The sequence below is a fragment of the Aurantimicrobium sp. MWH-Uga1 genome (assembly GCF_003325955.1).
Taxonomy (GTDB): Bacteria; Actinomycetota; Actinomycetes; order Actinomycetales; family Microbacteriaceae; genus Aurantimicrobium.
Genome location: NZ_CP030929.1, coordinates 94,537 through 118,464, shown reverse-complemented (window position 1 = coordinate 118,464; position 23,928 = coordinate 94,537). Strand labels below are relative to the sequence as shown.

The window sequence follows — 23,928 nt, the reverse complement described above, 5'->3', positions numbered from 1 at the left end:
AACCTTCGTTTACTGAAGAGAAGAAGTTAGACGTGCCAAACCGTCAAGAACGGTTGAGCGCAGTGGCTGTTGCATCCACTCTTCCAAGGTGAGCGCACGAGAATCCTCTCGATAAGCGTCCTCTACTTCGCGCATCTGCTTGACGAAAGAAGCTCCCTTGACCATGAGCGAAACTTCAAGGTTGAGCGAGAAGGATCTCATATCCATGTTGGAAGAACCAATGACCGCAACGTCGTCATCGATAGACATGTGCTTGGAGTGCAAGATTGTGGGTGCTTTGTAGAGCCAAATCACAACACCGGCACGAAGCAATGCTTCGTAGTAGGAACGCTGTGCGTGGTAAACCAAGGCCTGGTCTCCGATTTCGGAGACAAACAGTTCCACGCGAACACCACGCTGACATGCCGAGGTGATGGCATACATCAAAGACTCATCGGGCACGAAGTAGGGCGAGGTAATGATGATTTTTTCTTGTGCTGAATACATCAGTGCTAAAAACATGCGCAGGTTGTTCTCGGATGCGAAGCCAGGTCCGGATGGAACAATCTGGCAATCCAACGCATTCTTATTCGACGACACAGCCAGTGGTGCTGCTTCGCGGGTTAGCAAGACATCTGTCTCGGAATACCAGTCGGTAATGAAGATTGCGTTGAGACCAGCGACGATGGGGCCCTCCAGGCGAACCATGGCATCTTTCCAGTGCAGCCCTCGCTTGATGTTGGACTTCTTGAGATAGCTGGAATCGATGAGGTTTTGTGAACCCATCCAACCAATCTTGGAGTCAATGATGAGAAGTTTGCGGTGGTTACGCAGGTCAGGACGCTCATACTTTCCTTCAAGAGGAAGGAAAGGAAGCATGAGGTGCCATTCGGCGCCAATCGCCGTCAGGCGCTTCTTTGTTTCTTTGTACCCAACGGTGCGCTTACCGGCGATGTGGTCAAAAAGAACCCGGACAGTGACGCCTCGCTGAACAGCACGCTCCATTGCTTGAAAAAGCGGTTCTGTCGTGGAATCGGCAGCCAGAATATAGAACTCGACGTGGACGTAGTTCTTTGCCTTGTCGATGTCAGCTGCCATGTCGAGAAAGTTTTTCTCATAATCGATCTGCATCTGAGCGCTGTTACCGCCGATCATGGGCATAGCACCCAAGTTGCGGTTCATGGCAACGATGGAATCCAACCACGCAGGCCATGATTTATCGTGCTTGAGAGTGTCCATTCCCTCAGTGGCGTCCATAATGAACTGGTTAATTTCTGCCTGACGACGGCGACGCTTGCGGCCCAAACGTGGGCTACCAATCAACAGGAACAAAATCACGCCGATGAACGGGATGAAGAAGATAGCGAGCAACCAGCCCAAGGCAGAAGAAGGACGGCGGTTACGAGGAACAATAATGATGGCGGCTACGCGGATAGCGAAGTCAATCAGGAACAGGATGATGGTGATCCAGAAGTTAACGTCACCCTGTGTCATTGCTGAGCCCCCGATTGTGTGTCCGTAGACAGACCGCGCTTAGCGCGTTCTTCGGCTTCCAGCTTGGCGTAGGTTTCGCGTTCGGTTCGGTCCGAACGCAAAATGGACCGAATAATTAACCAGAACAAGAGCCCCAGAATGACAGTGGGTGTAACCGACCACAGGGCGTTGAGCCAGAAGTTGTCCATGCTTGTCAGACTACCGGTGTGAACTGATTACTTCACCAGGGGAAACATAATGGTTTCCCTGATACCTAGACCAGTAATGGCCATGAGAAGGCGGTCCATACCCATACCCATGCCGCCAGCAGGTGGCATGGCGTGCTCGAGAGCTTTGAGGAAATCTTCGTCCAGGCGCATAGCTTCCACATCGCCCTTTGCGCTCAATGCAGCTTGCTGCACAAAACGCTCACGCTGAATCACAGGGTCATTGAGTTCGGAATATCCGGTGGCAAGTTCGAAGCCACGAACGTAGAGGTCCCATTTCTCCACTACGCCTGGAATCGAGCGGTGCTCTTTCACCAGCGGGCTAGTTTCGACGGGGAAGTCCATCACAAATGTGGGGCGGCTGAGGCCATCTTTGACAAAGTGTTCCCACAGTTCTTCCACGAGCTTGCCGTGGTTAGCCAGGTGAACTTCGACGCCTTCTTTATCTGCCAGTTGTTGCAGTTCAGCCACAGAGGTTTCAGGAGTGATCTCTACTCCGGCTGCTTCGCTGAGCGAGTGGTACATGCTGATGCGATCCCACTGGCCGCCAAGATCAAACTCTGTGCCATCAGCCCAGGTGACCACGTGGCTACCGGCAACGGACACAGCAGCATCCTGGATGAGCTTTTGGGTGAGATCAGCAATGGAGTTGTAGTCGCCGTAGGCTTCATAGGCTTCGAGCATCGCAAACTCAGGTGAGTGTGTGCTGTCAGCGCCCTCATTACGGAAGTTGCGGTTGATTTCATAGACACGTTCGATGCCACCAACGAGAGCACGCTTCAAATACAGCTCGGGGGCGATGCGCAGGAACAGTTCCATATCGAAAGCATTGGAGTGAGTCACGAAGGGGCGAGCTGATGCTCCACCGTGCATGACCTGCAGCATGGGGGTTTCAACCTCAACAAAATCCAATGAAGTGAAGGTCTGACGCAAAGACGCCATGGTCTTCGCACGAGCGAAGACAGTCTTGCGAGCTTGTTCACGCACGATGAGGTCAAGGTAGCGGGCACGAACACGAGTTTCCTCGTTGAGCTCGTTGTGCATGTTGGGCAAGGGAAGAACAGCTTTAGAGGCCATCTTCCATTCAGAGACCATGATGGAAAGCTCGCCTCGGCGTGAGGAAATAACTTCACCGCTGACAAAGATGAGGTCGCCTAAATCAACGAGGTCTTTCCAGAGTTCAAGCTGTTCATCGCCGACTTCAGCCAAAGACACCATGGCCTGAATACGGCTACCGTCACCTGACTGCAAACTGGCAAAGCAGAGCTTGCCGGTGTTGCGCAGGTGAACAATACGGCCAGCTACGCCGACGGTCACACCAGTTGTGGCGTCTGCTTCAAGACCGTCAAAGCGTTCACGAACAGAGCTGATGCTGTCGGTGACAGGAACAGTCACGGGATACGCCCCGATACCCAGTTCGTTTAAGCGCTCACGCTTGGTAAGACGAACGGCCTTCTGCTCGCTGACTTCGGCTTCTGTCAGTTCGGGCTCAGGTGCGATGTTCTCACTCATGCGTGGAGTCTTTCAATGTTTTCGGTATCAATCAGGCGTGTATTTCCCACCTTGGCGGCCACCACCACAGTGACTGGCCCCTGATGGTCATCTGCAGCAGGCAAGAACGTGGTGGGATCGACAAGGTCGAGATACTCAAGTCTAACCAGCGGGTACTGCTCGAATGCTCTGATGCCTGCTTCCCGAGTACCCTGTACACCTTCATGCAGTGCTGCATGAGATGCAGCAAGAAGAGCGTGCGGCAGCGCTGCTGCCGCTGCGCGCTCTTCTTCGCTGAGGTAACGGTTACGGCTAGAGAGGGCAACGCCATCTTCTTCACGGACGGTGGGAACCACCTCAAAGGTGATAGGCACCCTGTTCTTTGTAATGAGCTGGCGAACTAAGAACACCTGCTGGGCATCCTTTTGCCCAAACACTGCAACGTCTGGCTCAACAAGATCAAAGAGTCTGGCAACCACCGTCAGCACGCCATCGAAATGGCCTGGTCTGCGTGCCCCTTCAAAAAGATCACCGACTGGTCCTGCGTGCTGGAGGGGAACAGCCTCTCCCCCCACACGGTCTGGATAAACCTCATCAGCGTCAGGAGCAAAGACAAACTCTGCTGCCCCAGAGAGCGCAGCAACATCTGAATCCAGGGTGCGAGGATACCGATCAAAATCTTCCCCAGCGCCAAACTGCAGCGGGTTCACAAAAATGGAGACCATCACCACATCCGCTAATTCACGGGCACGTGATACCAGTGCCAGATGCCCCCGGTGAAGAGCACCCATGGTGGGCACGAGTGCCAGAGTCTTTCCTTCTGCGGTCAGCTGTGCTCTGAGTTTTGCTAACTCTGCCGCTGAGTGGAGAACGATGGGTGTGCTCATACGAAATCGTCGATTCCGGTAAAGCCCAAACGTGATGCATCTCCAGCTTGACCGAGGGCGTTGTCCACTGTCGATCGAATCAGGGGGGCAACAACGCGCCCAGGGTTGTCGATGCCCATGTCTGCCAATATTCCAGTTGCCTGCTCCACGATGGCCAGTGAAAACTGCGTGGCCGTTGCAATGGCCTCGGCATAGGCAGTCCGCTGGTTCTCGGCAATAACAATGGGTTCGCCACCCATTTCCACGGCGAGTGCTTGGCCAATAGGTAAAACTGGTGTTGGCGCTGTCACAGCAATGTAGCTTTCGCTCAGTCGTGAAATATCCATGCTGGTTCCGGTGAACGCCATAGCTGGGTGCAAAGCCAGGGGAATGACTCCAGCTTGTTGCGCAGGCAGAAGAACATCAACTCCATACTTCGCCGAGGTGTGCAGAACGATCTGTCCGGGCTGCCATGCTCCCGCAGTGGCAAGGCCAGTAATCAAGCCAGGAAGTTCTTCATCGGGAACAGCAATGAGGACGAGTTCGCTACGCTCCACGATCTGGGTAACATCCAAGACGGGAACCTGAGGAAGAAGTGCGGCAGCGCGCTCTTTGCTCTGCTTGGAGATTGCGGAGATACCAACAAGAGCATGACCGGCTCCTGCAAGCGCAGCTCCCAAAATGGGCCCGACGTTGCCAGCGCCGATGATGCCAACGCCGAGGCGTCCATCACGCTGCTGGTTCACCGACAGCCCCTTCATCGTTATCCTCGGGGGGAAGAGCACACAAAGATTCGGCAATCAAGCCAGCTGCAACAAGGATGACTGCTGAAACAATGTGCGAAATCACATTGGTCAAAATTGCGCCGTTGGGGGCAATAGGCCGACTAAGGAGATAGAACAGTATTCCTGCTCCCACACCGCCAAGTAGCGCCCCAGCAAGACTGCTTGCTTTGGCGAGCGCCAACACGCGGGCAGCGTAAAGCGGATCAATGGGTTCTCTGCGTTTTCCTGTCACACGGCGACGAATAGGAATAGCCAACAGAATGACTGCAACAGCAACGGCTGCCAAAGTTACGGCAACAGTGAGCGGTGGAACAAAAATGAGTCCACCCCGGGATTGCATGACAAGCTCAAAGAGGTAAGCAACGACGCCACCTATGAGGAAGAGTCCAATCAGTGGAGCCGGTCCTGTGCGTTTCAAGCTGTGGCCTCCCATCGGTGAAGTTCGTGACGTAGTTGATCTGCCAAGGGAGCAAGTGCTCCAACTGGTTCTACTGTGGCATCTGGTTGAACATCACACCAAGGAACAACCACAAAGGAGCGTTCTAAAGCACGGGGGTGAGGAATAGTGAGATGCTCGGTGGCCATCTCCACCCCATCCATCCACACGATATCGAGATCGAGGGTTCGATCACCCCAACGCTCATGACGATCTCGACCGTGGTCTTGTTCAATGCCAGCTAGCTCGGTCAACAAATCCTGCGGAGGGAGGTCGGTGTTGATCAGTGCCACGGCGTTGAGATATTCCGGGGCATCCAGATCGACACCCTCAGGTTTGATAGCAGCTGATTGATACAGCGGAGACATCGACAGCAACACTGTTCCGCCCAAATCGCCTACTTCTCGAGCTGCTTCACGAATGGTCTGTGCACGATCACCGAGGTTGGAACCAAAGGCGATGATGGCATTTCTGCGCGGAGCATCCATCAGCGTGAACGCTCAATCGTGACGGCGACATCGGCAAAGGGGATGCTGATAGGAGCTTCGGGTTTATGCACGGTGACCTCAACACGGTCAACGGGCTTATGCGTGAGCACAACCTGCGCCACGCGTTCTGCGACTGTTTCAATGAGGTCTACAGGTTCACTGGCAACAGCTGCCACCACTTCTTCTGCCAGTTCGCCATAGTGCACTGTTTGCGCAAGGTCATCGGAAAGTGCAGCGGGAGAAAGATCAAGCCAGGCGGTGACATCAATGATGAAGAGTTGACCTTGTTCGCGTTCAAAGTCGAAGACGCCGTGGTTGGCGTGGACACGCAACCCAGTAAGTGCGATGCGATCCTTAACCACGTGCGCCCTTATTCCAGGATTCCAAAACACGAAGTGCCCCATAGGTGCGAGCCACATCATGAACTCGCACACCCCACACCCCTGCTTGTGCTGCCAGAACGCTCACGGCAACACTGGCAGAGTCACGATCTTCCATCGTGGCGTTTTCAGGAAGGAGAGAAGCAAGAAAACGCTTCCGGGATGCACCAATCAACAGGGGATAGCCCAGTGCTTTGAGCTCATCAAGGCGACCGAGCATTTGCCAGTTGTGTTCTGAGTTTTTGGCAAAACCTAAACCTGGATCCAGGATGAGCTTCTCTGGTTTGATGCCTTCTTCGAGAAGTGCATCAACCCTGTCGCTCAATTCACGAGTGATGTCTGTGGGTGCATCTTTATAGAGAGCTTTGTTGTCCATGTCCACGGAGTGACCACGCCAGTGACTGGCGATATACATCGCGTCTGATTGTGCAACCATCTTGGGCATAAAAAAGTCTGCAAGACCACCGGAGACATCATTGACATAGGTTGCACCATGCTCAACGGCGAGCAGTGCTGTTGCAGCATTCATGGTGTCGATGCTGACGGTGGCGCCAGAGCGCACCAGTGCTCCCACCACCGGCAGCACGCGGAGTTGTTCTTCTTCGACGCTAACGCGCTGCGCGCCTGGACGAGTGGACTCTCCACCAATGTCGATGATGTCAGCGCCCTGCTCCATCATGGCGATGCCGTGCTTGATAGCGGCTTCGGTGTTGAGGAATTTTCCACCGTCACTGAACGAATCTTCGGTGACGTTGAGAATCCCCATGATGAGGGTGCGATGCTCAGCCATGATCATGTCCTGCGGTTGACGTACCTATCAGCGTCATAATTTCAGCACGTGCAACAGGGTCGGTCAATTCCCCGCGAGAAGCAATAGTGATGGTTCGGCTGTCGGTTTGCTCCACACCACGTGCACCCACGCACTGGTGTTTGGCTTCGACAACAACCACGACTCCGCGTGGGTCCAAGCCCTCGACCAAGGCGTCCGCAATCTGTTCGGTCAGGCTTTCTTGCATCTGGGGACGTGCAGCCAGGGTGTTCACAACGCGAGGAAGTTTTCCCAACCCGACAACCCGGTCGCCAGGCAGATAGGCCAAGTGAGCAACACCTAAGAACGGCAATAGATGGTGTTCACACATCGACCTAACGGTGATGTTGGTGACCACCACGGCATCAGAGAGTTGGTCGACAGGAACACTCTCGGCAAGATGCACCAGAGGGTCCTCGCCCACGCCAGCAAAGAACTCCGAATAGGCCTGTGCAACCCTTTCCGGGGTCGTAGAAAAACCCTCCTTCGTCGGGTCCTCGCCAATAGCGTGCAGGAGCTCGACGACGGCAGCCTCAATACGTGCCCGGTCGATTGCCATAATTATGCCTTGGTGCTGGGCTTCTTGGGTGAGCGTGAAGCTGGCTCAGCTACTGCTTTGGCAGGAGCCTTCTTGGCAGCTGGCTTGGCAGCAGGCTTAGTTGCCTTCGCGGCTGGTTCTGCCTTCTTAGCTGGAACCTTCACAGGTGGAAGCTTGGAAACTGGTCGCTCATTGCTCGAGAGCCACTGCTTACGCAGGGGAAGCTTCTTCACGTCTTTGAAGATTTCCTCGAGCTGGTTGTGATCGAGGGTTTCCTTCTCCAGAAGTTCAGTAGCGAGGCGGTCCAAAACCTTTCGGTTTGAGTTGAGCACCTTCCACGCTTCGGTGTGAGCGTTCTCGATCAGAGCGCGAATTTCTTTATCCACGTGCTCGGCCATGACCTCGGAGTAGTCACGCTGGTGACCCATGTCACGACCAAGGAACATCTCACCGGATGCGCCACCGAGCTTGACTGAACCAACGGTTGCACTCATGCCATATTCGGTGACCATCTTGCGGGCAATGTTCGTTGCTTTCTCAATGTCGTTCGATGCACCGGTGGTGGGATCGTGGAAAACGATCTCTTCTGCAACACGACCACCCATCGCATAGGTGAGTTGGTCAAGTAGTTCGTTACGTGTGACCGAGTACTTATCTTCCAGTGGAAGCACCATGGTGTAACCGAGGGCGCGACCACGCGGAAGAATCGTCACCTTGGTTACAGGGTCAGAGAAGTTCATTGCGGCAGCTGCCAGAGCGTGACCACCCTCGTGATATGCCGTAATGAGCTTTTCTTGGTCCTTCATCACACGGCTGCGACGCTGAGGTCCGGCAATCACGCGGTCGATGGACTCGTCGAGTGCACGGTTATCGATTAGCTGCGCGTTGGAGCGGGCAGTCAGAAGCGCTGCTTCATTCAATACGTTGGCGAGGTCAGCACCGGTAAACCCAGGAGTCTTGCGGGCGACAACTTCAAGATCAACGTTCTTCGCCATGGGCTTGCCCTTAGCGTGAACTTCCAAGATCTTCTTGCGGCCTTCCAGATCTGGCGCGTCAACACCAATCTGGCGGTCAAAACGACCTGGACGCAGCAGTGCAGGGTCAAGAATGTCAGGGCGGTTGGTGGCCGCAATCAAAATCACGTTGGCCTTGACGTCGAAGCCGTCCATCTCCACCAGCATCTGGTTGAGGGTCTGCTCACGCTCGTCGTGACCACCACCCATACCGGCACCACGGTGACGACCGACGGCATCGATTTCATCGATGAAGATAATTGCGGGGGCGTTCTGCTTAGCCTGTTCGAACAGGTCGCGTACACGGCTGGCACCCACACCAACAAACATTTCAACGAAGTCGGAACCAGAAATGGAGAAGAAAGGAACGCCAGCTTCACCAGCTACTGCACGAGCTAGAAGGGTTTTACCTGTACCGGGAGGGCCATAGAGCAGCACACCCTTGGGGATGCGAGCACCCACAGCCAGGAATCGTTCGGGCTCTTTGAGGAAGTCAACGATTTCTGCCAGTTCTTCCACGGCCTCGTTAGCACCAGCCACGTCAGCAAAGGTGACGGTGGGGGTTTCTTTGGTGACCATCTTGGCGCGTGACTTACCAAACTGCATCACACCGCGGCCGCCACCTTGCATGGAGGAGAGCATGAACCAGAAGAAGGCACCGATCAAGATAACCGGCAGCAGGATGCCCAGCATGCTGAGGAACCAGTTCTCTTTAGGAACCTCATCGTTGAAGCCATCGGTCAGTTCGGACGCGTTCACCGCATCAACGACCTGAACACCACGAGGGGCCACATAGAAGAACTGCACGTCTGTGCCGTATTTCTCATCAGCTTCTTTGAGCTTGAGATCTACGCGCTGCTCTATGTCAACAATGGTGGCACTGGCAACCTTGTTGTCTTTAAGGAAGGTCAAACCATCGTCGGTGCTCACCGATTGGAATCCGGTCATCGAGATCAGCGATGAGCCAACCCAGACCGCAACAACGGCAACAACGATGTACAGCAGGGGACCGCGCAGAAGGTTCTTCAGTTTCATGGTCTTCTCAGGGTATCGGGCGGAACGCTATGCCCGCTGGGTGTTTGCCGAGGGCGGAATCGCATCCGCCGAAGGATTCTTAGGCGTGGGGGTCTTCTCCGCCGTAAACGTGGGGAGCCAAAACAGCCAAACCACGAACGTTGCGGTAGTCCTCGTTGTAGTCGAGGCCATAGCCAATAACGAACGCTGGAGGAATATCAAAGCCCACGTATTTCACGTCTACCGGTTCTTTGATGGCTTCTGGCTTGCGGAACATTGCCACAACCTCGATTGAAGCAGGGCCGCGGGACTCAAGGTTTCCGATTAACCAGTTCAGGGTCAGACCAGAGTCAATAATGTCTTCCACGATGAGCACGTGACGGCCAGCAATTTCAGCATCGAGGTCTTTCACGATACGAACAACACCTGAAGACTTCGTGCTGGAACCATAGGAGGACACAGCCATGAAGTCGATGTGTGCGTGGAACTTCAACTCGCGCACCAAATCACTGAGCACCATCACAGCACCCTTGAGCACGGCGATGATGAGGACGTCTTTGCCTTCGTAATCGCGCTCAATTTCGCGAGCAAGCTCTGCGAGGCGGTGTTGAATTTGCTCCTCGGTGAAGAGGATTTCGGTGATGTCTGATTCGACGTCGCGCAACTCCATGGGTGCGATCCTTTAGTGCTGGTGAGCTGAAGACTCGGTGGGCGGGGACGAGGTGGAACTCATAACGAGTTGAGTACCTTGTCGCTCAACTCTAATACCGGGAACGTGTGCTTCACCCTGTCCATGCCAGTGCGTAATAAGTCTGGTGATGGAAGTGGTGTGTGCTGCACTCAAACTGACCGAAAAAAACTCGAGTGCGGTGCGCCGAATAACCCTATTCAGAATGGCTACAGGCAACCCTTCCAGCTGAGTAATCTCTAACCCTGCTCGGGTGTTGTCGGCAGGCTCTCCCGGTGCTGGCACCAGAACTGTCGGCATAATTTCTTCAGCTAGTGCGTCCAATACAACTGCATCCTGGCGCAGTTGTTCAGCTGTGCGAGCAAGAGCTTCAGCAACACCTGGTCCAAGCTTGTCTTCGAGCAGCGGCATGATCTCTGTTCGTATACGAACCCTCGTATATGCGCTGTCCTCGTTATGTGGGTCGTTCCATGGCTCTAGCTGCTGGTCATTGCAGGCCGCAACGGTGTCTGTGCGACGAATCCCCAGCAGCGGTCGGCGATAAATTCCATTAATCTCGCTCATTCCAGCCAGACTCGTCGCACCCGAACCACGAGTGAGACCGAGCAATACTGTTTCTGCTTGGTCATCGAGTGTGTGTCCTAGCAGAACAGCCACAGCACCCGTTTCTTTGGCTACCGTATCTAGTGCGGCATAGCGCGCAGTGCGCGCATCAGCCTCAGGTCCAGACAGTGGCACAACTTTCACTGAACGGATAATGACCGGGTCCAAGCCAAGGGCTTGTGCCTGTGCTGCAGCTCGCGCAGCAACATCGGCAGAACCCTGCTGCAAACCGTGATCCACAATGACGGCACCAGCACGCAGGCCTAATTTTGGGGCTTCGAAAGCAAGCCCTGCAGCCAAAGCGAGGGAATCTGGTCCACCGCTGAGCGCGACGAGAACAACACTGCCGTGTTCTACATCTGTGAGGTTCGTTCGAACGGCACGGCGAACGTCAGCCACAGCTGGCGTGAGTCGAGGTCGTTGAGTCATTATCAAGTAACGTTATTAGGTATTCATCCCAACCGTGAAGGAGCCCTCGTGGCCGCGTACGATGTCATCATTGAAATCCCTAAAGGAAGCCGCAACAAATATGAGGTAGACCACGAAACAGGTCGTGTGTACCTCGACCGTGTTTTGTTCACCACTTTCGTTTACCCCACCGATTACGGATTCTTCGAGAACACTCTCGGACTCGACGGTGACCCAGTAGACGCACTCGTTCTTCTCGAATACCCTGTCTTCCCAGGTGTTGGCGTCAGTGTTCGTCCCGTTGGTGTACTCAACATGAGCGACGAAGCTGGATCAGATGCCAAGGTCATCTGTGTTCCAGCTAAGGACCCTCGCTGGGCACACATCCAGGACATCTCTGATGTTCCTGAGCAGACCAAGAACGAAATCGACCACTTCTTCAAGCGTTACAAGGACCTCGAGCCTGGCAAGTTTGTCAACGTCGAAGGTTGGGGCAACGCCGCCGAAGCAGAGCAAATTGTTGTTGACGGTTTTGCTCGCCTCAAGGCTGAAGGCCACTAAGCACGTCGTCTTTAATCACTGATGCCCCGCTCACCAGAGCGGGGCATCAGTCGTTAACTCTGTTGTGGTTTAGAAACCGATTCCACGATCAGCCATGAATGCGCGAGGGTTCGTGGTTGATCCGTTGAGACGAACTTCGTAGTGAAGGTGGCAACCAGTGGAGTTACCGGTTGTTCCAGTTGTTGCGATCTGCTGACCGACTGAAACCTGCTGGCCCACAGAAACCATGATTCCGCCTGGGCTGATGTGAGCGTAACCAGTGGAAACACCGCCACCGTGGTTGATGCGAATCAAGTTTCCGTAGGAACCCTGCCATCCTGCATAAGTTACGGTTCCGCTGGACGCAGCATAGAGAGGAGATCCACAGCGTGAACCAATATCGGTTCCGAGGTGGAAGTCACCCATCGAACGCCAGCCGTAGTCACTGGTCACACCATAACCAGGAGCGGGGTGTGCCCAACCTGCATTAGAAATCGTGATGCCCTGTGCAGCCAGTGCCGCAGCGGCAGCAGCGGCAGCAGCGCGACGTGCTTCTTCTTCTTGACGCTTACGTTCTTCAACACCGGCCTGGTAGCCAGCAACCGTCTGAGCTGTTGTGTCCTTGAGTGCGGCAAGCTGTGCTTCAAGAATTGCCGACTGCTGTTCACTCTCTGCAAGCTTTGCGTTGGCAGCCTCGTTGGCGGCAATAGCTTCGTTCATGGCAGTCTCTGCTTGAACGCGAAGCTCTTCACGTGCAGTCTTTGCAACCTCTGCTTGCTTAGACAGTGACTCTGCTTCGTTCTTTGCTGTTTGAGCTTGAGCATAAATCGCGTTGGAGCGTTCGACCATCTTGCTCATGCTGCCGAGCTTTTGCAGAAGCTTGTCGCTTCCATCAGCGGTTTTCTGCATCAGAAGGTTCATGCTCAGATCACTACCGCCAGAACGGTATAGCTGTGCAGCAAGGCGTCCTGCTTGGGTAGAAGCAGTTTTTGCTTTTTCAGCACTAGCTTGTGCTTGAGCGGTGAGGTTCTGAGCCAGAATGTCTGCTTCGTCAAACTTCTGCTGAGCAATCTGATACTCAGCGCCCTTCTTTTCAGCTTCAGCTTGAGTTGCCTCAACTTCTGCTTGCAGACCAGCTATTAAGCCTTGAATCTTTTGAACCTGTGCGTTCTTGGCCGCCTCGTTAGCTTTCGCGTTTTGAACGTCCTGCCAGGACGGATAGTCCACGGCATAAGCAGGTTGGGCAAGAGAATTACCCACCACGAGCGCAACAACAGCAAGCACTGCAGTTATCAGCAGGATAGGAAGAACACGCAACGAGGGACGTGACGCTGTGCGCGATTCACTCTTGCGAGGCATGCTATCTCCACTCGTTAATAGGCACGGTCTTTTCGACAGTAACAAGCGAACTTGGAGAAAGCTGGGAAGGCTCTCCGAAGCTGTGGATAGTTCGATTGGCGCAGCGAACAAATATTCCCTATGCTTGTCTCTCGGTAGCTGCTTTCAGTCTGCTTCCCGGCCCCATCGTTTAGCGGCCTAGGACTCCGCCCTTTCACGGCGGCAACACGGGTTCGAATCCCGTTGGGGTCACCAGGATATAGACTGAAATTAGTTACCATGTAAGGCCCTGTAGCGCAGTTGGTTAGCGCGCCGCCCTGTCACGGCGGAGGTCGCGGGTTCAAGTCCCGTCAGGGTCGCGGATGCCCTTCTTCGGAAGGGTTTTTCATCTAAGCGACACTTTTGCTTAGGGCTCTGTAGCTCAGTTGGTAGAGCGCACGACTGAAAATCGTGAGGTCACGGGATCGACGCCCGTCGGAGCCACCACCAAACCCCCGCTTGCGCGGGGGTTTTTTGATTTTCTGTCGGATGTATCATTAGCAGATTTCAGAGCTTCCTGCTTATTCTGCGCTGGCCTCGGCTATGACTTTGAGTTCACGTCTCAAATTAGGGCAACACCCCACCGCACATTGGCTTGGCCAAGGTCCCAGAGGTGAGAGTGCTTGAGGCGTAGCTTCGTTGATCCGTTCCAAAATGAGATCCGCGATGCCATCCGTAAAAGCGAGGCTACTCCCAGGAGTAGTGACACGAGCAAATTCCAACCCAAGCTCTGACGCAGTTTCCTGTGCTTCATTGTCAAGATCCCAAATCACCTCAACATGGTCGCTGACGAATCCAATGGGAACAACAATGACGCCTTTCTTACCCGACTTATGCGCATCACGTATTGCGTCATTAACGTCAGGCTCGAGCCAGGGTACCTGTGGGGAGCCACTGCGAGATTGATAGACGAGCTGCCATGAGACCGGAGAAACTCCTAGGTCAGAGTGGACTTTATCCATCACTATTTCTGCAGCAGCAAGATGTTGCGCTGCATAGGCACCGCCTGGCTTTTCAAAGGTTTCTCGCAAAGCTGGTGGTCCACTCGTTTCACCCATGGCATCTGGGATGGAATGGGTGGCAAACATGACGTCGATTTCTGAAAAATCTAGGCCGTTCTTGACCATTGCTTGGAGTTTGTCCTCAAGGTCTTCGATAACAGGCTGGAGGAAACCTGGGTGATCAAAGTAGTGACGAACTTTGTCTATGACCATTTTGCCGACGAGGTCATTGTCCGCCAGGGCTTGATAGAGGTTCTCTCGATATTGTCTGCACCCTGAGTAGGAAGAGTATGCGCTCGTAACCCACGCAAGAACACGACGGTGGCCGTTGTCATACATTTCCTTGACGACATCAGCAAAGAATGGTGCACTGTTGCGATTACCCCAATAGATCGGGATATCAATTCCGCGTTCAGGGAACCTCTCCTTCATTGCTGCAAGAAGAGCACGGTTTTGTTCGTTAATGGGGCTGACACCACCTAGAGCTAGGTAGTGGTGCGAGACCTCTTCCAACCTTTCTCGTGGAACACCACGACCTGCTGTGACGCGCTCGAGATAGGGCATCACTTCATCGGGTCCTTCAGGTCCGCCAAAAGAGGTGAGGAGAATTGCGTCGTATGTCATGAGAAGTTCTCGGCAATCTGTGTCAGTTCAACGTTGCGGCCGGTGAAGAAAGGAACTTCTTCGCGGACGTGCATTCGTGCTTTGGTGTATCGGAGGTCGCGCATCATGTCAACAATTTCGTGGAGGTCTTGAGATTCAAGAGCCAACAGCCACTCGTAATCGCCAAGAGCAAAAGACGCCACCGTGCTAGAAGTGATGCCTTCGTATTTGTGACCCGCAACACCGTGTTCGACGAGCATCTCGCGACGCTCCTCTTCAGGAATGAGGTACCAGTCGTAAGAGCGCACGAAGGGATACATGCACAGCCACCTCTTTGCTTCCTTGCCCAACATGAAGCCGGGCACGTGAGTCCGATTGAACTCTGCAGGGCGATGAAGTCCCATTCCAGACCAGGTGGATTCAAAGTGATTGCCGAATTCAAGGCGGGAGAACTCTTTGAGAGCATCCTGAACTTCTTCTGCAGAGCTGGCATGAATCCATAACAGCAATGCAGTATCGCCACGGAACCCTCGAATGTCGTATGTTCCACGCAGGGTGATGTCGCGGGCAGCCAAGCTCGCAACCCATTCGGTGAACTCTTCTTGCGCAGCGTCAGGCAGACCGACGGGACTCGTCATGCGATATGCGGTCCAGTTGGTGTAGCGAATGGTGTCGTTGATGGTGTCGAATTTTGTTTCTGTCACGGGGTCATCCTTTGGTAGTGATCACGAGTAATGCCAAGTAGTCCGTTCCCGGAAATGTAGGAGCCACACAGTTCGACTTCGAGTTTTTGTGCAGTGTGAAGGAGTTGCTCTTGTAATTCTTTGGCCGAAGAACTTGCTTGATAGAGCGAACCGGGCCAATGCTGAACAACCGCGCCGTGAATAGTCGAGTCATCAATTTGGTAGAGGCGGGGAAGGTCATCGTGAGCAAGTGCAATGAGATCGCCCTCGGGAAGAATTCCATCTCTGCCGTAACTCAGGCGAATGAGATGGTGATGCTTTGGCAGAGCATTGTCTACCCATTCCCACTTGGCATTCACATGAGTTGATGCCTTGGCTGTCACGCCACTGCTCTCCGTAATGAGCGCTCCACTACCGAGGGGGAAGGAGTCCAGCTGGGTCGATTCGACAAACAGAATTACGAGAGCAACATCCACGGAATGAGTCTCCAGAGGTGCAAGTTCAGCCTCTGCTTCTGGACTGTCACGGGGGGTGAGAACGTGTGCAGCAGTACTGATTCCGGTTGCAATAGTCAGGTGGGTGCTGACGAAGGCTCCGTTACTCGTTTCACAGCGCCACTGGTCATTCTCCTGCTGGACACTGGCAACTTTGCCGTTGAAAGAGAACCAAACTTTCTTGCTCACCAAAAGGCGATAGAGCTCAGCGACGAAAGTAAACATGCCGCCATCAAGACTTGCCACGGCGGCTCCAGGCCGCGGCTGGGCGGCACGAATTTGTCGTGCTGCTAAACACAGAGATCCTGTTTCTCTAAGAGCTCGCAGAAGTGCGGGAATTGTGGATTCGGCCGACAGCGTGTGCGCTGACGAGCCGTGAACCCCGCTAAACAGAGGATCGACTAACTTGTCAACAAACTCAGAACCGAGACGGGTTTCAACCAGTTCAGCCACCGTCACATCCTGCAGCTCCCCGACTGGTCGAGAATCTAAGTGGCGAGCTTCTTCCAGTCCCTGCGGAGAAATGATGGAAGCGAGCTCGGGGTCCTCAAGTGAACTCGGGATCCCTAAAACACCATGCGGAATCGGATATCGAAGCGTCGGGGAGGCAACGATGCGCGCATCGGTTCGGTGGGGGGAAACGATGTGGCCGTTCAACCCCAATTCTTTCAGCAGCTGCAGGAAGCTCTCCCCGGCGGTTGAAAACGCTTCAGCGCCAGCATCGATATCAATCTCGCCAATAGTGACGGGGGCAATCAGTCCACCAGCGTGCGCTTCTTTCTCGAGAACTACAACCGTTTCGCCACGGGAAGTCGCCCGAAGCGCTGCCAGCATGCCGGAAATCCCGGCACCAATGACCACCCGATCTGCTTGAATCATGCTGTTGTGCGGTGGATGTATTCAGTAATTCGGGTGAGCACGTCTGGATCTGTTTCAGGAGGAACACCATGGCCCAGATTGACCACATGCCCTGGAGCCTTCACGCCAGAAGCGATTACTGAATCAATGTGTTCTGCCAAGGTCTCCCAGTTTGCTGTCAACAGTTCTGTAGAGATGTTGCCTTGGAGAGGGACCTTGTCGTGGAAGAGGGCAGATGCTCGAGCTAGATCAGTCTGCGAATCAATACCCATCACGGTTGCACCAACTCCATGCATGGATTCCAAGAGAGGCTCTGTCCCTACGCCAAAGTGAACGCGCGGAACCGGAACTCCATCCTTGTCAACGAGAATTGCAAGCTGTGAAAACAATCGTTCTGAATAGGGCTTGGCAAAAGTTTCATATTCTTCCGGGCTCAGACGTCCTGCCCAGCTATCAAATACTTGGAGTGCGCTCGCACCTGCAACAATCTGGGCAGAAATGAACTGTGCCGTGATGTCAGCACACCAGTTCAAAATCTGTGCCCACAGCTCAGGCTGGTTTCGCATCATCTCTCTGGAATGAGGAAGGTCTTTCGATGGGCCACCTTCGATGAGATAGGAGGCAAGGGTGAAGGGAGCGCCACCAAACCCGATTAGGGGGGTTGAACCCAGTTCCTTCACGAGCATGTCAACAGCGGTGGTGATGGGAGCAAAGGCGTCGGCATCGATGTGGTGCAACGCGTCGGCGGCTTCTTGGGTGCGCACCGGATGTTCCAACACAGGCCCAACTCCTGGCTTGATGTCAACATCGAGTCCTGCAAGTTTGAGGGGGATCACAATGTCAGAGAAGAAGATAGCAGCATCCACACCGTGGCGGCGAACCGGCTGCATGGTGATCTCAACGACAAGCTCAGGAGTGAGGCAACTGTCTAGCATCGCAATGCCTTCGCGCAACTTCCGATATTCAGGAAGTGAACGCCCTGCTTGCCGCATGAACCACACTGGCAACGGACAAGTGCGGTGACCGCGCATGTTCAGCACCAAGAGAGACGCACTGGTCTTGCCGGTGTTCAGAGGATGTTCCGCAGGAAGTATCACAGGCTTATTCTCTAGAGCGGTGCGATCAGAAAAGCTGACACGGTGTCAGAAGGCCTGTTGTTATCTTGAGCTTTGTGGCACTCGTCTATTTAGGAACTGACTTCCACGACACCCCGTTAACTGATCTCGAGAAGTTTGAATCAGCATCGGCAGAGGTACTAAATGCCCTGAGTCCGAGCGATTCTGTTCTTGAAGGGGTTGTCGTGTTGGCGACCTGTAACCGTTTTGAGATCTATTTCGAAGCTGAGTCTTTTCACGACTCTTTGGATTACGTCACATCTGTCGTCGCAAAAGCTTTAGGAGTTCCTACTGACGTGGTGACCTCGATGTTGAAGGTCCTCTATGGCGATAGTGTTTCCCAGCACTTGTTTTCTGTGGCATCAGGACTTGAGTCCATGATTGTGGGCGAAGAAGAAATATCAGGCCAAGTAAAACGCTCACTCACACAAGCGCATCAGCGTGGCTTTGTCTCCAAAAACTTGAACCATTTGTTCCAAAACGCAGCATCTGTCTCCAAGGCCGTGATGACAGAAACTGGTCTCGGCGCTTCGGGACGTTCGGTCATCATGACGGCGCTAGAAATCGCTTCAGAAGAGCTGGGTGGAATTGCCGGGAAGTCCGTTCTCCTCATTGGAACCGGTGCATATTCCAGAGTAGTTACTGCGGCAATTCAACGACTCGGCGTTGACAACATCTTTGTGTATTCACGTGCGGGACGGGCAGAGAAGTTTTCAGAAAACCATGAAACAACTCCCGTGAGCAAAGACCAACTTGTCCAGGTCATGGCAGAGGTAGATCTCATCGTTAGCGCAAGTGGCGCAACTGGGTATGCCGTCGATGTAACTCTTGCACAGGAAGTACTCGCCCACCGATCTGGCAAGCCAGATTTAGTCCTCATCGATGTATCACTGTCGAAAGATGTCGCGCCCGAAGTTTCTCAACTTGAGCATACGAGTGTGATTGATCTTGAGCAGATCAAACATCGGGCTCCTCAAGAACACATTGATTCTGTCCTCACTGCAAGAGAAATAATTCATACTGCTGTGACGAATTTTGAAAACAGTATGGCGTCTCGGAGCATTGATCCTGTCGTTGCCGCTCTCCGCTCACACATCGGTCTCTGGGTTGATGAAGAGATTGAAAGCGTAAGACGAAAGTCCGGGAATTCAGCTGCCGAGGAAGTGCAGAAGTCCCTGCGCAAGGTCACAAATGCAATCTTGCATGCGCCCTCAGTGAAGGCCAAAGAGCTCGCTGTTGATGGTAATCACGACGACTACATCAATGCTGTTCGACTCCTGTTCAACATCGAGGTGAATGAGCGTGACTAAATTACGTGTGGGCACCCGAGGAAGTCTTTTGGCTCTCACCCAGACCCGACTCTTTACCTCCCAGCTATGCCTGAAGTATCCCGATCTTCAGATTGAGGAAGTACTGATCCAGACGCAGGGCGATATCAGCACCGAACCGCTCAATCAAGCAAAGACTCCGGGTCTGTTCGTCTCGGCTTTACGCGATGCACTCCTCTCGCATGAAGTCGACTTCATTGTGCATTCGATGAAAGATCTCCCCGCTCAGCCCTTTCCAGGAATTGACACAGCTTGTATTCCTCTCCGTGAAGATTCGAGAGATGGTTTCATCAGCCGAGGAAATATCACGCTCATGCAAATGCCTGCAGGGGCTGTCATCGGAACTTCTTCACCCCGACGCACAGCACGTATTCGGCAGTTACGACCCGATCTGACCGTGATGTCCATCCGTGGAAATATCGATACCAGAATTGCCAAGGTGGAACAGGGAGGGTTCGATGCCACCCTGCTCGCCATGGCAGGGCTGAACCGTATCGGACGGGCAGATGTGGTGTGTGAAATCTTTGACAACACGGACTTCATCCCGGCAGCGGGTCAAGGCGCGTTATCTATTGAATGCCGCTCTGAAGATTTTGAGATCCGAGAGCTCCTCGCTGTTCTCGATGACAGAGAGACTCGACTCATTGTCACTGCAGAACGTCACGTCTTAGTTGGTCTCGATGCTGGTTGCGCCACAGCAATTGGAGCTTGGGCCTCGTGGGATCAGGGAACCCTCACCCTCCGTGCAGAGTTGTCTGTGGAAAGTACCGGAGAGTCCAAGCGAGTAGAACTTAGCGCTGAGCTTGGGATAGATGAATACTCTCAGGCAAGCGAATTAGGTCTGGAGATTGCTTCCCGGTTGAAGGTAAGCCCTATCGCAGAAAGGGTGGCGTGGAAATGAGCATCCTCCTCATCCGTGCTAATAGAAATGATGTTGATCAATCAGCGCTTGCCACGTATGGAATCGAGAGCATTGTCGACCCCTATCTGAGCATTACCAAGGCGCATAACCCAGTGGGTGTCGCACGAATGCGCGACGCATTAATTGCGCCGGGAAAGAAATGGCTCGTCGCTACGTCGACTAATGCGTTGTCCTTTTTTCAGGCCGAACTTAATCCGGATGAACTTCCACAGATTATTCAGTCACAACCTGAACTTAGATTAGCTGCCATCGGTGCTCAAACAGAACAGCAATTGCGTGACGTGGGAGCGGTGAATGTACTTCGTGCCCTGGAAGCAGACTCACAGTCTTTAGCGGCGGTTATTGCGCAAACAGAACCGTGTCCGGTCATCATTCCCTCCAGCTCAATAGCGATGAAGTCTCTCTCACGGACCCTCATTACACGGGGATTTGAGCTCATTGAAGAAGTGATTTACGCGACGGAAGCCGTCACACATCTTCCTGCATCTGTTGAGCAAATCGCTGGAGGTCAGATTTCCGCTGTGCTGCTCCGCTCCCCTAGCGCTGCGCGAGCGTTCGTTGATTTCAACGGAAATGTTGATCTTCCAGTGTTTTGTGCTGGGCGCACAACAGCTACCCAAGCCGAGGTACTGGGCCTGAACGTATCTGCGGTATCAGCTGACCCAAGCCCTGAAACTGTTGCTTTGACCATCTCCGAATATCTGAAAGCACACAGTTCATGATTAACCGCCCACGTCGGCTCCGGACTACCCCAGCGATGCGCGAGCTCGTTGCAGATGTCACATTAAGCCCAAAGAATCTCATGCTCCCCGTCTTTGTGAAAGAGGGGATTACTAAACCACGGGAGATCAAAGGAATGCCTGGGGTGCTCCAACATACTGAAGAAACTTTCCTTCACGTCCTCGATGACGCGATTGCCGCCGGAATTGTTTCTGTCATGTTCTTTGCTGTTCCAGAGCATAGAGACGAGACAGGAAGTCAGGCATGCCTCTCCGAGGGAATCTTGTCTCGAGTTATCAAAGCAGCACGTGAGCACGTGGGAGATGCGCTTGTTCTTGTGGCGGATTTGTGCCTGGATGAGTTCACCGATCACGGCCATTGTGGAGTGTTGAACTCCTCGGGTGCTGTCGATAATGATGCGACGCTTGAGCACTACATAGCGATGGCATCAGTCCTTGCAGAAACAGGAGCTGATCTTCTGGGAACCAGCGGAATGATGGACGGACAGGTAGCAGCTATTCGTGCTGGCCTGGATGCTCGTGGGTTTGTAAACACAGGAATCCTTGCCTACGCCGCTAAGTATGCCTCGAACTTCTATGGGCCATTCCGAAACGCTGTTGAATCACAACTCTCAGGCGACCGCAAAACCTATCAACAAGACTTCCGTCGGACCAAAGAAGGTGCAGAAGAGATTCTCTTGGACCTTGAAGAGGGCGCAGACATGGTGATGGTGAAACCTGCACTCGCATATATGGATGTTCTCACCCAGGCAGCGCAACTTTCTTCCAAGCCAGTGGCCGCCTATGTGGTTTCGGGGGAGTATTCCATGGTTGAAACAGCAGCTGCCCAAGGTGTAATCCCACGCGAGGCAACCATTTTCGAACTGCTTTATGCCCTCAAGCGAGCTGGAGCAAACATTATCTGCACCTACTGGGCACTTGAATTTGCCCAAAAACTGAAAGAGCAATCATGACCACTTTTGAGACTTCTCTCCAATGGCACAACCGTGCCCAGCGCATTATTCCTGGGGGCGTGAGTTCACCTGTTCGCGCATTTCAATCGGTAGGTGGCACTCCTCGCTACTTCGTTAAGGGCGAAGGCTCAAAGATCTGGGATGTTGACGGCAACGAATACGTGGACCTTGTGGGTTCGTGGGGTCCCATGATTGTGGGACATGCACATCCTCATGTTGTGAGCCGTGTGAAGTCAGCAATGGAGAAGTCATTCTCTTTTGGTGCACCAGGCCCCGGCGAAGTACTCCTCGCGGAAGAAATTGCTGCCCGCGTTCCTGCCTGTGAGCGTGTGCGTTTTGTTTCCTCCGGAACAGAAGCTGTGATGACAGCTGTTCGTCTTGCTCGTGCAGCAACCGGTCGCAATCTCATTGTGAAGTTTGCGGGCTGCTACCACGGTCACAGTGATTCCTTGTTGGTTCAGTCAGGTTCCGGAATTGCAACCCTTGGATTACCCAACTCTCCAGGAGTCACCCAAGGACAAACCCAAGACACCATTGTTGTTCCCTTCAATGATGTTGAGGCCATGAATCGACTCTTCGCTGAGCGAGGTTCTGACATTGCCGCTGTCATCACCGAAGCAACTCCTGCCAACATGGGCGTTGTTCCACCTTCGCCAGGCTTCAACAAATTCCTTTCGGATATCACGAAGAAAAACGGTGCGCTGTTCATCTTGGATGAGGTCATGACGGGCTTCCGTATTTCTCACGGTGGATGGTGGGGAAAGTTTGGGCTTGAAGAAGCCTGGACTCCTGACCTCTTTACCTTCGGCAAGGTCATTGGCGGAGGTATGCCGTTGGCTGCCGTGGGTGGCTCTGCTTCCGTCATGGAACTTCTCGCCCCAAGCGGTTCTGTATACCAAGCAGGCACACTGAGCGGTAACCCTGTGGCCACCACTGCCGGTCTGGCAACGCTAGAACTGTGTGACTCTGAGCTTTATTTGTCACTTGATTCCAGAGCTCGTGAAGTGGGTTCCGCTATCTCCAATGCCTTAACCGCAGCAGATGTCGAACACAGTTTTCAGCAGGCGGGAAACCTCTTTTCCTTCTTCTTCACTTCTCAAAACGTCAGTAACTTTGATGATGCAAAAAAGCAGGACACTTCGGCATTTGCGGTGTTCTTCCATTCGCTTCTTGAACAGGGAATTTCGGTACCTCCATCGGCATTTGAGGCGTGGTTTGTCTCCGGTGCTTTGACAGATGACGACGTGGACAAAATTGCCAAGGCAGCGTCAGTCGCTGCGCAACAAGTGAAACTGCGCTCAAGCTGAGAAATTACTGAAAGCGTTATAACCGCACGCTTATAGGATTAACCATCATGATTTCCCCGATTGCAGATATCCGCAGAGACGCGATTTTGACGGCTGCTCTCGAGTTGCTAGATTCATCCGGCATTGAGGGAATTTCCATGGCGCGAATCGCTCAAGTAACTGGATTGTCACGTCCTGCGATTTATCAGTATTTCTCCTCCCGAGAAAACATTCTTGGTGAACTACTCATCAACGACATGGCAGATCTCAGCAATGAGATCGACCGTATTGTCTCGGCCGAACAAGAGCCAATGGAACAAGTGCGTCTGTGGATTCACTACTCCCTCGCCCACATGGCAAGTAAAGAACACCGCGTCGTCAGAGAAATCTCCGTCAAAAATCTGCGTGAAGAACAACGTGGCGAACTAATGGCAATGCACGGCTACTTTCTTACGAGCCTTATCTCGCCACTAAAAGAGTTGGGTATCGAGGATCCTTCTTCTCAGGTCAGCCTAATTTTTGCTGCGATAACCTCTGCTGCAGAACGAATAGATTCAGGAAAGCCTTTCATTACTGAAGCAGCGTCTTTAGAGAAATTTGTCATTGCCGGTATTGAAGCCGAGCTATAGCAATCCTTGTTTGAAACTGAATTGTCGATGCCCATAAAACCCTCAGAACAAACCCGACTGAAGTCAACGAGTAGCACCATAGAAATAGGTAATATATGGGTTTGTAACTGAAACTCATTCATCAGAATCGTCCTCCACACGACTGAAAATCGTGAGGTCACGGGATCGACGCCCGTCGGAGCCACCACTGGAAGCCTCTGAT

The 23,928-nt window shown here is 53.3% G+C and carries 25 protein-coding genes and 4 tRNA genes; 11 read left to right on the top strand and 18 right to left on the bottom strand.

Annotation, left to right across the window (positions count from 1 at the left end; genetic code table 11):
- Window positions 1-9: 9 nt before the first annotated feature.
- From cls to tilS, 13 genes are all read right to left on the bottom strand, one after another.
- Window positions 10-1,473, bottom strand: a complete 1,464-nt coding sequence (gene cls / locus AURUGA1_RS00630) for a cardiolipin synthase (RefSeq protein ID WP_114128435.1) — start codon at window positions 1,471-1,473, stop codon at window positions 10-12.
- Window positions 1,470-1,661, bottom strand: a complete 192-nt coding sequence (locus tag AURUGA1_RS00625; RefSeq protein ID WP_114128434.1) for a hypothetical protein — start codon at window positions 1,659-1,661, stop codon at window positions 1,470-1,472. The genes cls and AURUGA1_RS00625 overlap by 4 nt, the downstream gene beginning before the upstream one ends.
- A 27-nt stretch (window positions 1,662-1,688) precedes the next feature.
- Window positions 1,689-3,191 (bottom strand): lysine--tRNA ligase, encoded by a 1,503-nt coding sequence (gene lysS, locus AURUGA1_RS00620; RefSeq protein ID WP_114128433.1) that lies wholly within the window; start codon window positions 3,189-3,191, stop codon window positions 1,689-1,691.
- A complete protein-coding gene (gene panC / locus AURUGA1_RS00615; protein WP_114128432.1) occupies window positions 3,188-4,057 on the bottom strand; it encodes a pantoate--beta-alanine ligase in 870 nt (289 codons plus the stop codon). The genes lysS and panC overlap by 4 nt, the downstream gene beginning before the upstream one ends.
- Window positions 4,054-4,797: a Rossmann-like and DUF2520 domain-containing protein gene (locus AURUGA1_RS00610; RefSeq protein ID WP_114128431.1), complete on the bottom strand. Its 744-nt coding sequence runs from the start codon at window positions 4,795-4,797 to the stop codon at window positions 4,054-4,056. Before AURUGA1_RS00610 ends, panC begins: the two co-directional genes overlap by 4 nt.
- A complete protein-coding gene (locus AURUGA1_RS00605; RefSeq protein WP_114128430.1) occupies window positions 4,766-5,239 on the bottom strand; it encodes a DUF3180 domain-containing protein in 474 nt (157 codons plus the stop codon). The genes AURUGA1_RS00610 and AURUGA1_RS00605 overlap by 32 nt, the downstream gene beginning before the upstream one ends.
- Window positions 5,236-5,745 (bottom strand): 2-amino-4-hydroxy-6-hydroxymethyldihydropteridine diphosphokinase, encoded by a 510-nt coding sequence (gene folK / locus AURUGA1_RS00600; protein ID WP_114128429.1) that lies wholly within the window; start codon window positions 5,743-5,745, stop codon window positions 5,236-5,238. The genes AURUGA1_RS00605 and folK overlap by 4 nt, the downstream gene beginning before the upstream one ends.
- A complete protein-coding gene (gene folB, locus AURUGA1_RS00595; protein ID WP_240187372.1) occupies window positions 5,745-6,107 on the bottom strand; it encodes a dihydroneopterin aldolase in 363 nt (120 codons plus the stop codon). Before folB ends, folK begins: the two co-directional genes overlap by 1 nt.
- Window positions 6,100-6,915: a dihydropteroate synthase gene (gene folP, locus AURUGA1_RS00590; protein WP_240187371.1), complete on the bottom strand. Its 816-nt coding sequence runs from the start codon at window positions 6,913-6,915 to the stop codon at window positions 6,100-6,102. Before folP ends, folB begins: the two co-directional genes overlap by 8 nt.
- Entirely contained in the window at window positions 6,908-7,492 is a 585-nt protein-coding gene (gene folE, locus AURUGA1_RS00585; RefSeq protein ID WP_205214651.1) for a GTP cyclohydrolase I FolE, read from the bottom strand. Before folE ends, folP begins: the two co-directional genes overlap by 8 nt.
- Before the next feature lie 2 nt (window positions 7,493-7,494).
- A complete protein-coding gene (gene ftsH / locus AURUGA1_RS00580) occupies window positions 7,495-9,519 on the bottom strand; it encodes an ATP-dependent zinc metalloprotease FtsH (protein ID WP_114128426.1) in 2,025 nt (674 codons plus the stop codon).
- A 79-nt stretch (window positions 9,520-9,598) separates the two neighbouring features.
- Entirely contained in the window at window positions 9,599-10,168 is a 570-nt protein-coding gene (hpt, locus tag AURUGA1_RS00575; protein WP_114128425.1) for a hypoxanthine phosphoribosyltransferase, read from the bottom strand.
- Between the two features lie 12 nt (window positions 10,169-10,180).
- Window positions 10,181-11,218 carry a tRNA lysidine(34) synthetase TilS gene (gene tilS / locus AURUGA1_RS00570; RefSeq protein ID WP_114128424.1) on the bottom strand — a complete coding sequence of 346 codons (1,038 nt, stop codon included), beginning with the start codon at window positions 11,216-11,218 and terminating at the stop codon, window positions 10,181-10,183.
- 48 nt (window positions 11,219-11,266) lie between these two features.
- Here tilS and AURUGA1_RS00565 point away from each other — a divergent pair, with 48 nt between their 5' ends.
- The gene (locus AURUGA1_RS00565) at window positions 11,267-11,758 is read left to right on the top strand and encodes an inorganic diphosphatase (protein WP_096382673.1); all 492 of its coding nucleotides are present in this window, start codon (window positions 11,267-11,269) and stop codon (window positions 11,756-11,758) included.
- A 69-nt stretch (window positions 11,759-11,827) separates the two neighbouring features.
- Here AURUGA1_RS00565 and AURUGA1_RS00560 read toward each other — a convergent pair whose 3' ends face one another.
- Entirely contained in the window at window positions 11,828-13,096 is a 1,269-nt protein-coding gene (locus AURUGA1_RS00560) for a M23 family metallopeptidase (RefSeq protein ID WP_114128423.1), read from the bottom strand.
- 158 nt (window positions 13,097-13,254) lie between these two features.
- On the opposite strand from AURUGA1_RS00560, the gene AURUGA1_RS00555 reads away from it, so the two are divergent.
- The 3 genes from AURUGA1_RS00555 (at window position 13,255) to AURUGA1_RS00545 (ending at window position 13,561) form a co-directional block, all read left to right on the top strand.
- Window positions 13,255-13,330, top strand: a tRNA-Glu gene (locus AURUGA1_RS00555).
- A gap of 30 nt (window positions 13,331-13,360) precedes the next feature.
- Window positions 13,361-13,434, top strand: a tRNA-Asp gene (locus tag AURUGA1_RS00550).
- A 51-nt stretch (window positions 13,435-13,485) separates the two neighbouring features.
- Window positions 13,486-13,561 (top strand) — tRNA-Phe (locus tag AURUGA1_RS00545).
- 74 nt (window positions 13,562-13,635) lie between these two features.
- Here AURUGA1_RS00545 and AURUGA1_RS00540 read toward each other — a convergent pair.
- The 4 genes from AURUGA1_RS00540 to hemE are packed head-to-tail and all read right to left on the bottom strand — an operon-like array spanning window position 13,636 to window position 17,850.
- Window positions 13,636-14,739, bottom strand: a complete 1,104-nt coding sequence (locus AURUGA1_RS00540) for a ferrochelatase (protein ID WP_114128422.1) — start codon at window positions 14,737-14,739, stop codon at window positions 13,636-13,638.
- Entirely contained in the window at window positions 14,736-15,422 is a 687-nt protein-coding gene (gene hemQ, locus AURUGA1_RS00535) for a hydrogen peroxide-dependent heme synthase (RefSeq protein WP_240187370.1), read from the bottom strand. The genes AURUGA1_RS00540 and hemQ overlap by 4 nt, the downstream gene beginning before the upstream one ends.
- On the bottom strand, window positions 15,419-16,774 hold the full coding sequence (gene hemG / locus AURUGA1_RS00530; protein ID WP_114128421.1) for a protoporphyrinogen oxidase: 1,356 nt from the start codon (window positions 16,772-16,774) through the stop codon (window positions 15,419-15,421). Before hemG ends, hemQ begins: the two co-directional genes overlap by 4 nt.
- Entirely contained in the window at window positions 16,771-17,850 is a 1,080-nt protein-coding gene (gene hemE / locus AURUGA1_RS00525; RefSeq protein ID WP_114128420.1) for a uroporphyrinogen decarboxylase, read from the bottom strand. The genes hemG and hemE overlap by 4 nt, the downstream gene beginning before the upstream one ends.
- A gap of 74 nt (window positions 17,851-17,924) precedes the next feature.
- Here hemE and AURUGA1_RS00520 point away from each other — a divergent pair, with 74 nt between their 5' ends.
- The 7 genes from AURUGA1_RS00520 to AURUGA1_RS08020 all read left to right on the top strand — a co-directional run bounded on the left by AURUGA1_RS00520 (window position 17,925) and on the right by AURUGA1_RS08020 (window position 23,913).
- Entirely contained in the window at window positions 17,925-19,178 is a 1,254-nt protein-coding gene (locus AURUGA1_RS00520; RefSeq protein ID WP_162784015.1) for a glutamyl-tRNA reductase, read from the top strand.
- Window positions 19,171-20,097 (top strand): hydroxymethylbilane synthase, encoded by a 927-nt coding sequence (gene hemC / locus AURUGA1_RS00515; RefSeq protein ID WP_205214650.1) that lies wholly within the window; start codon window positions 19,171-19,173, stop codon window positions 20,095-20,097. The genes AURUGA1_RS00520 and hemC overlap by 8 nt, the downstream gene beginning before the upstream one ends.
- On the top strand, window positions 20,094-20,840 hold the full coding sequence (locus AURUGA1_RS00510; protein ID WP_114128417.1) for a uroporphyrinogen-III synthase: 747 nt from the start codon (window positions 20,094-20,096) through the stop codon (window positions 20,838-20,840). The genes hemC and AURUGA1_RS00510 overlap by 4 nt, the downstream gene beginning before the upstream one ends.
- On the top strand, window positions 20,837-21,811 hold the full coding sequence (gene hemB, locus AURUGA1_RS00505) for a porphobilinogen synthase (RefSeq protein WP_114128416.1): 975 nt from the start codon (window positions 20,837-20,839) through the stop codon (window positions 21,809-21,811). Before AURUGA1_RS00510 ends, hemB begins: the two co-directional genes overlap by 4 nt.
- On the top strand, window positions 21,808-23,118 hold the full coding sequence (gene hemL, locus AURUGA1_RS00500; protein WP_114128415.1) for a glutamate-1-semialdehyde 2,1-aminomutase: 1,311 nt from the start codon (window positions 21,808-21,810) through the stop codon (window positions 23,116-23,118). Before hemB ends, hemL begins: the two co-directional genes overlap by 4 nt.
- Window positions 23,119-23,165: 47 nt before the next feature.
- On the top strand, window positions 23,166-23,726 hold the full coding sequence (locus AURUGA1_RS00495; RefSeq protein ID WP_114128414.1) for a TetR/AcrR family transcriptional regulator: 561 nt from the start codon (window positions 23,166-23,168) through the stop codon (window positions 23,724-23,726).
- Window positions 23,727-23,823: 97 nt separating this feature from the next.
- Window positions 23,824-23,913, top strand: a tRNA-Ser gene (locus tag AURUGA1_RS08020).
- The last annotated feature ends 15 nt before the right edge of the window (window positions 23,914-23,928 follow it).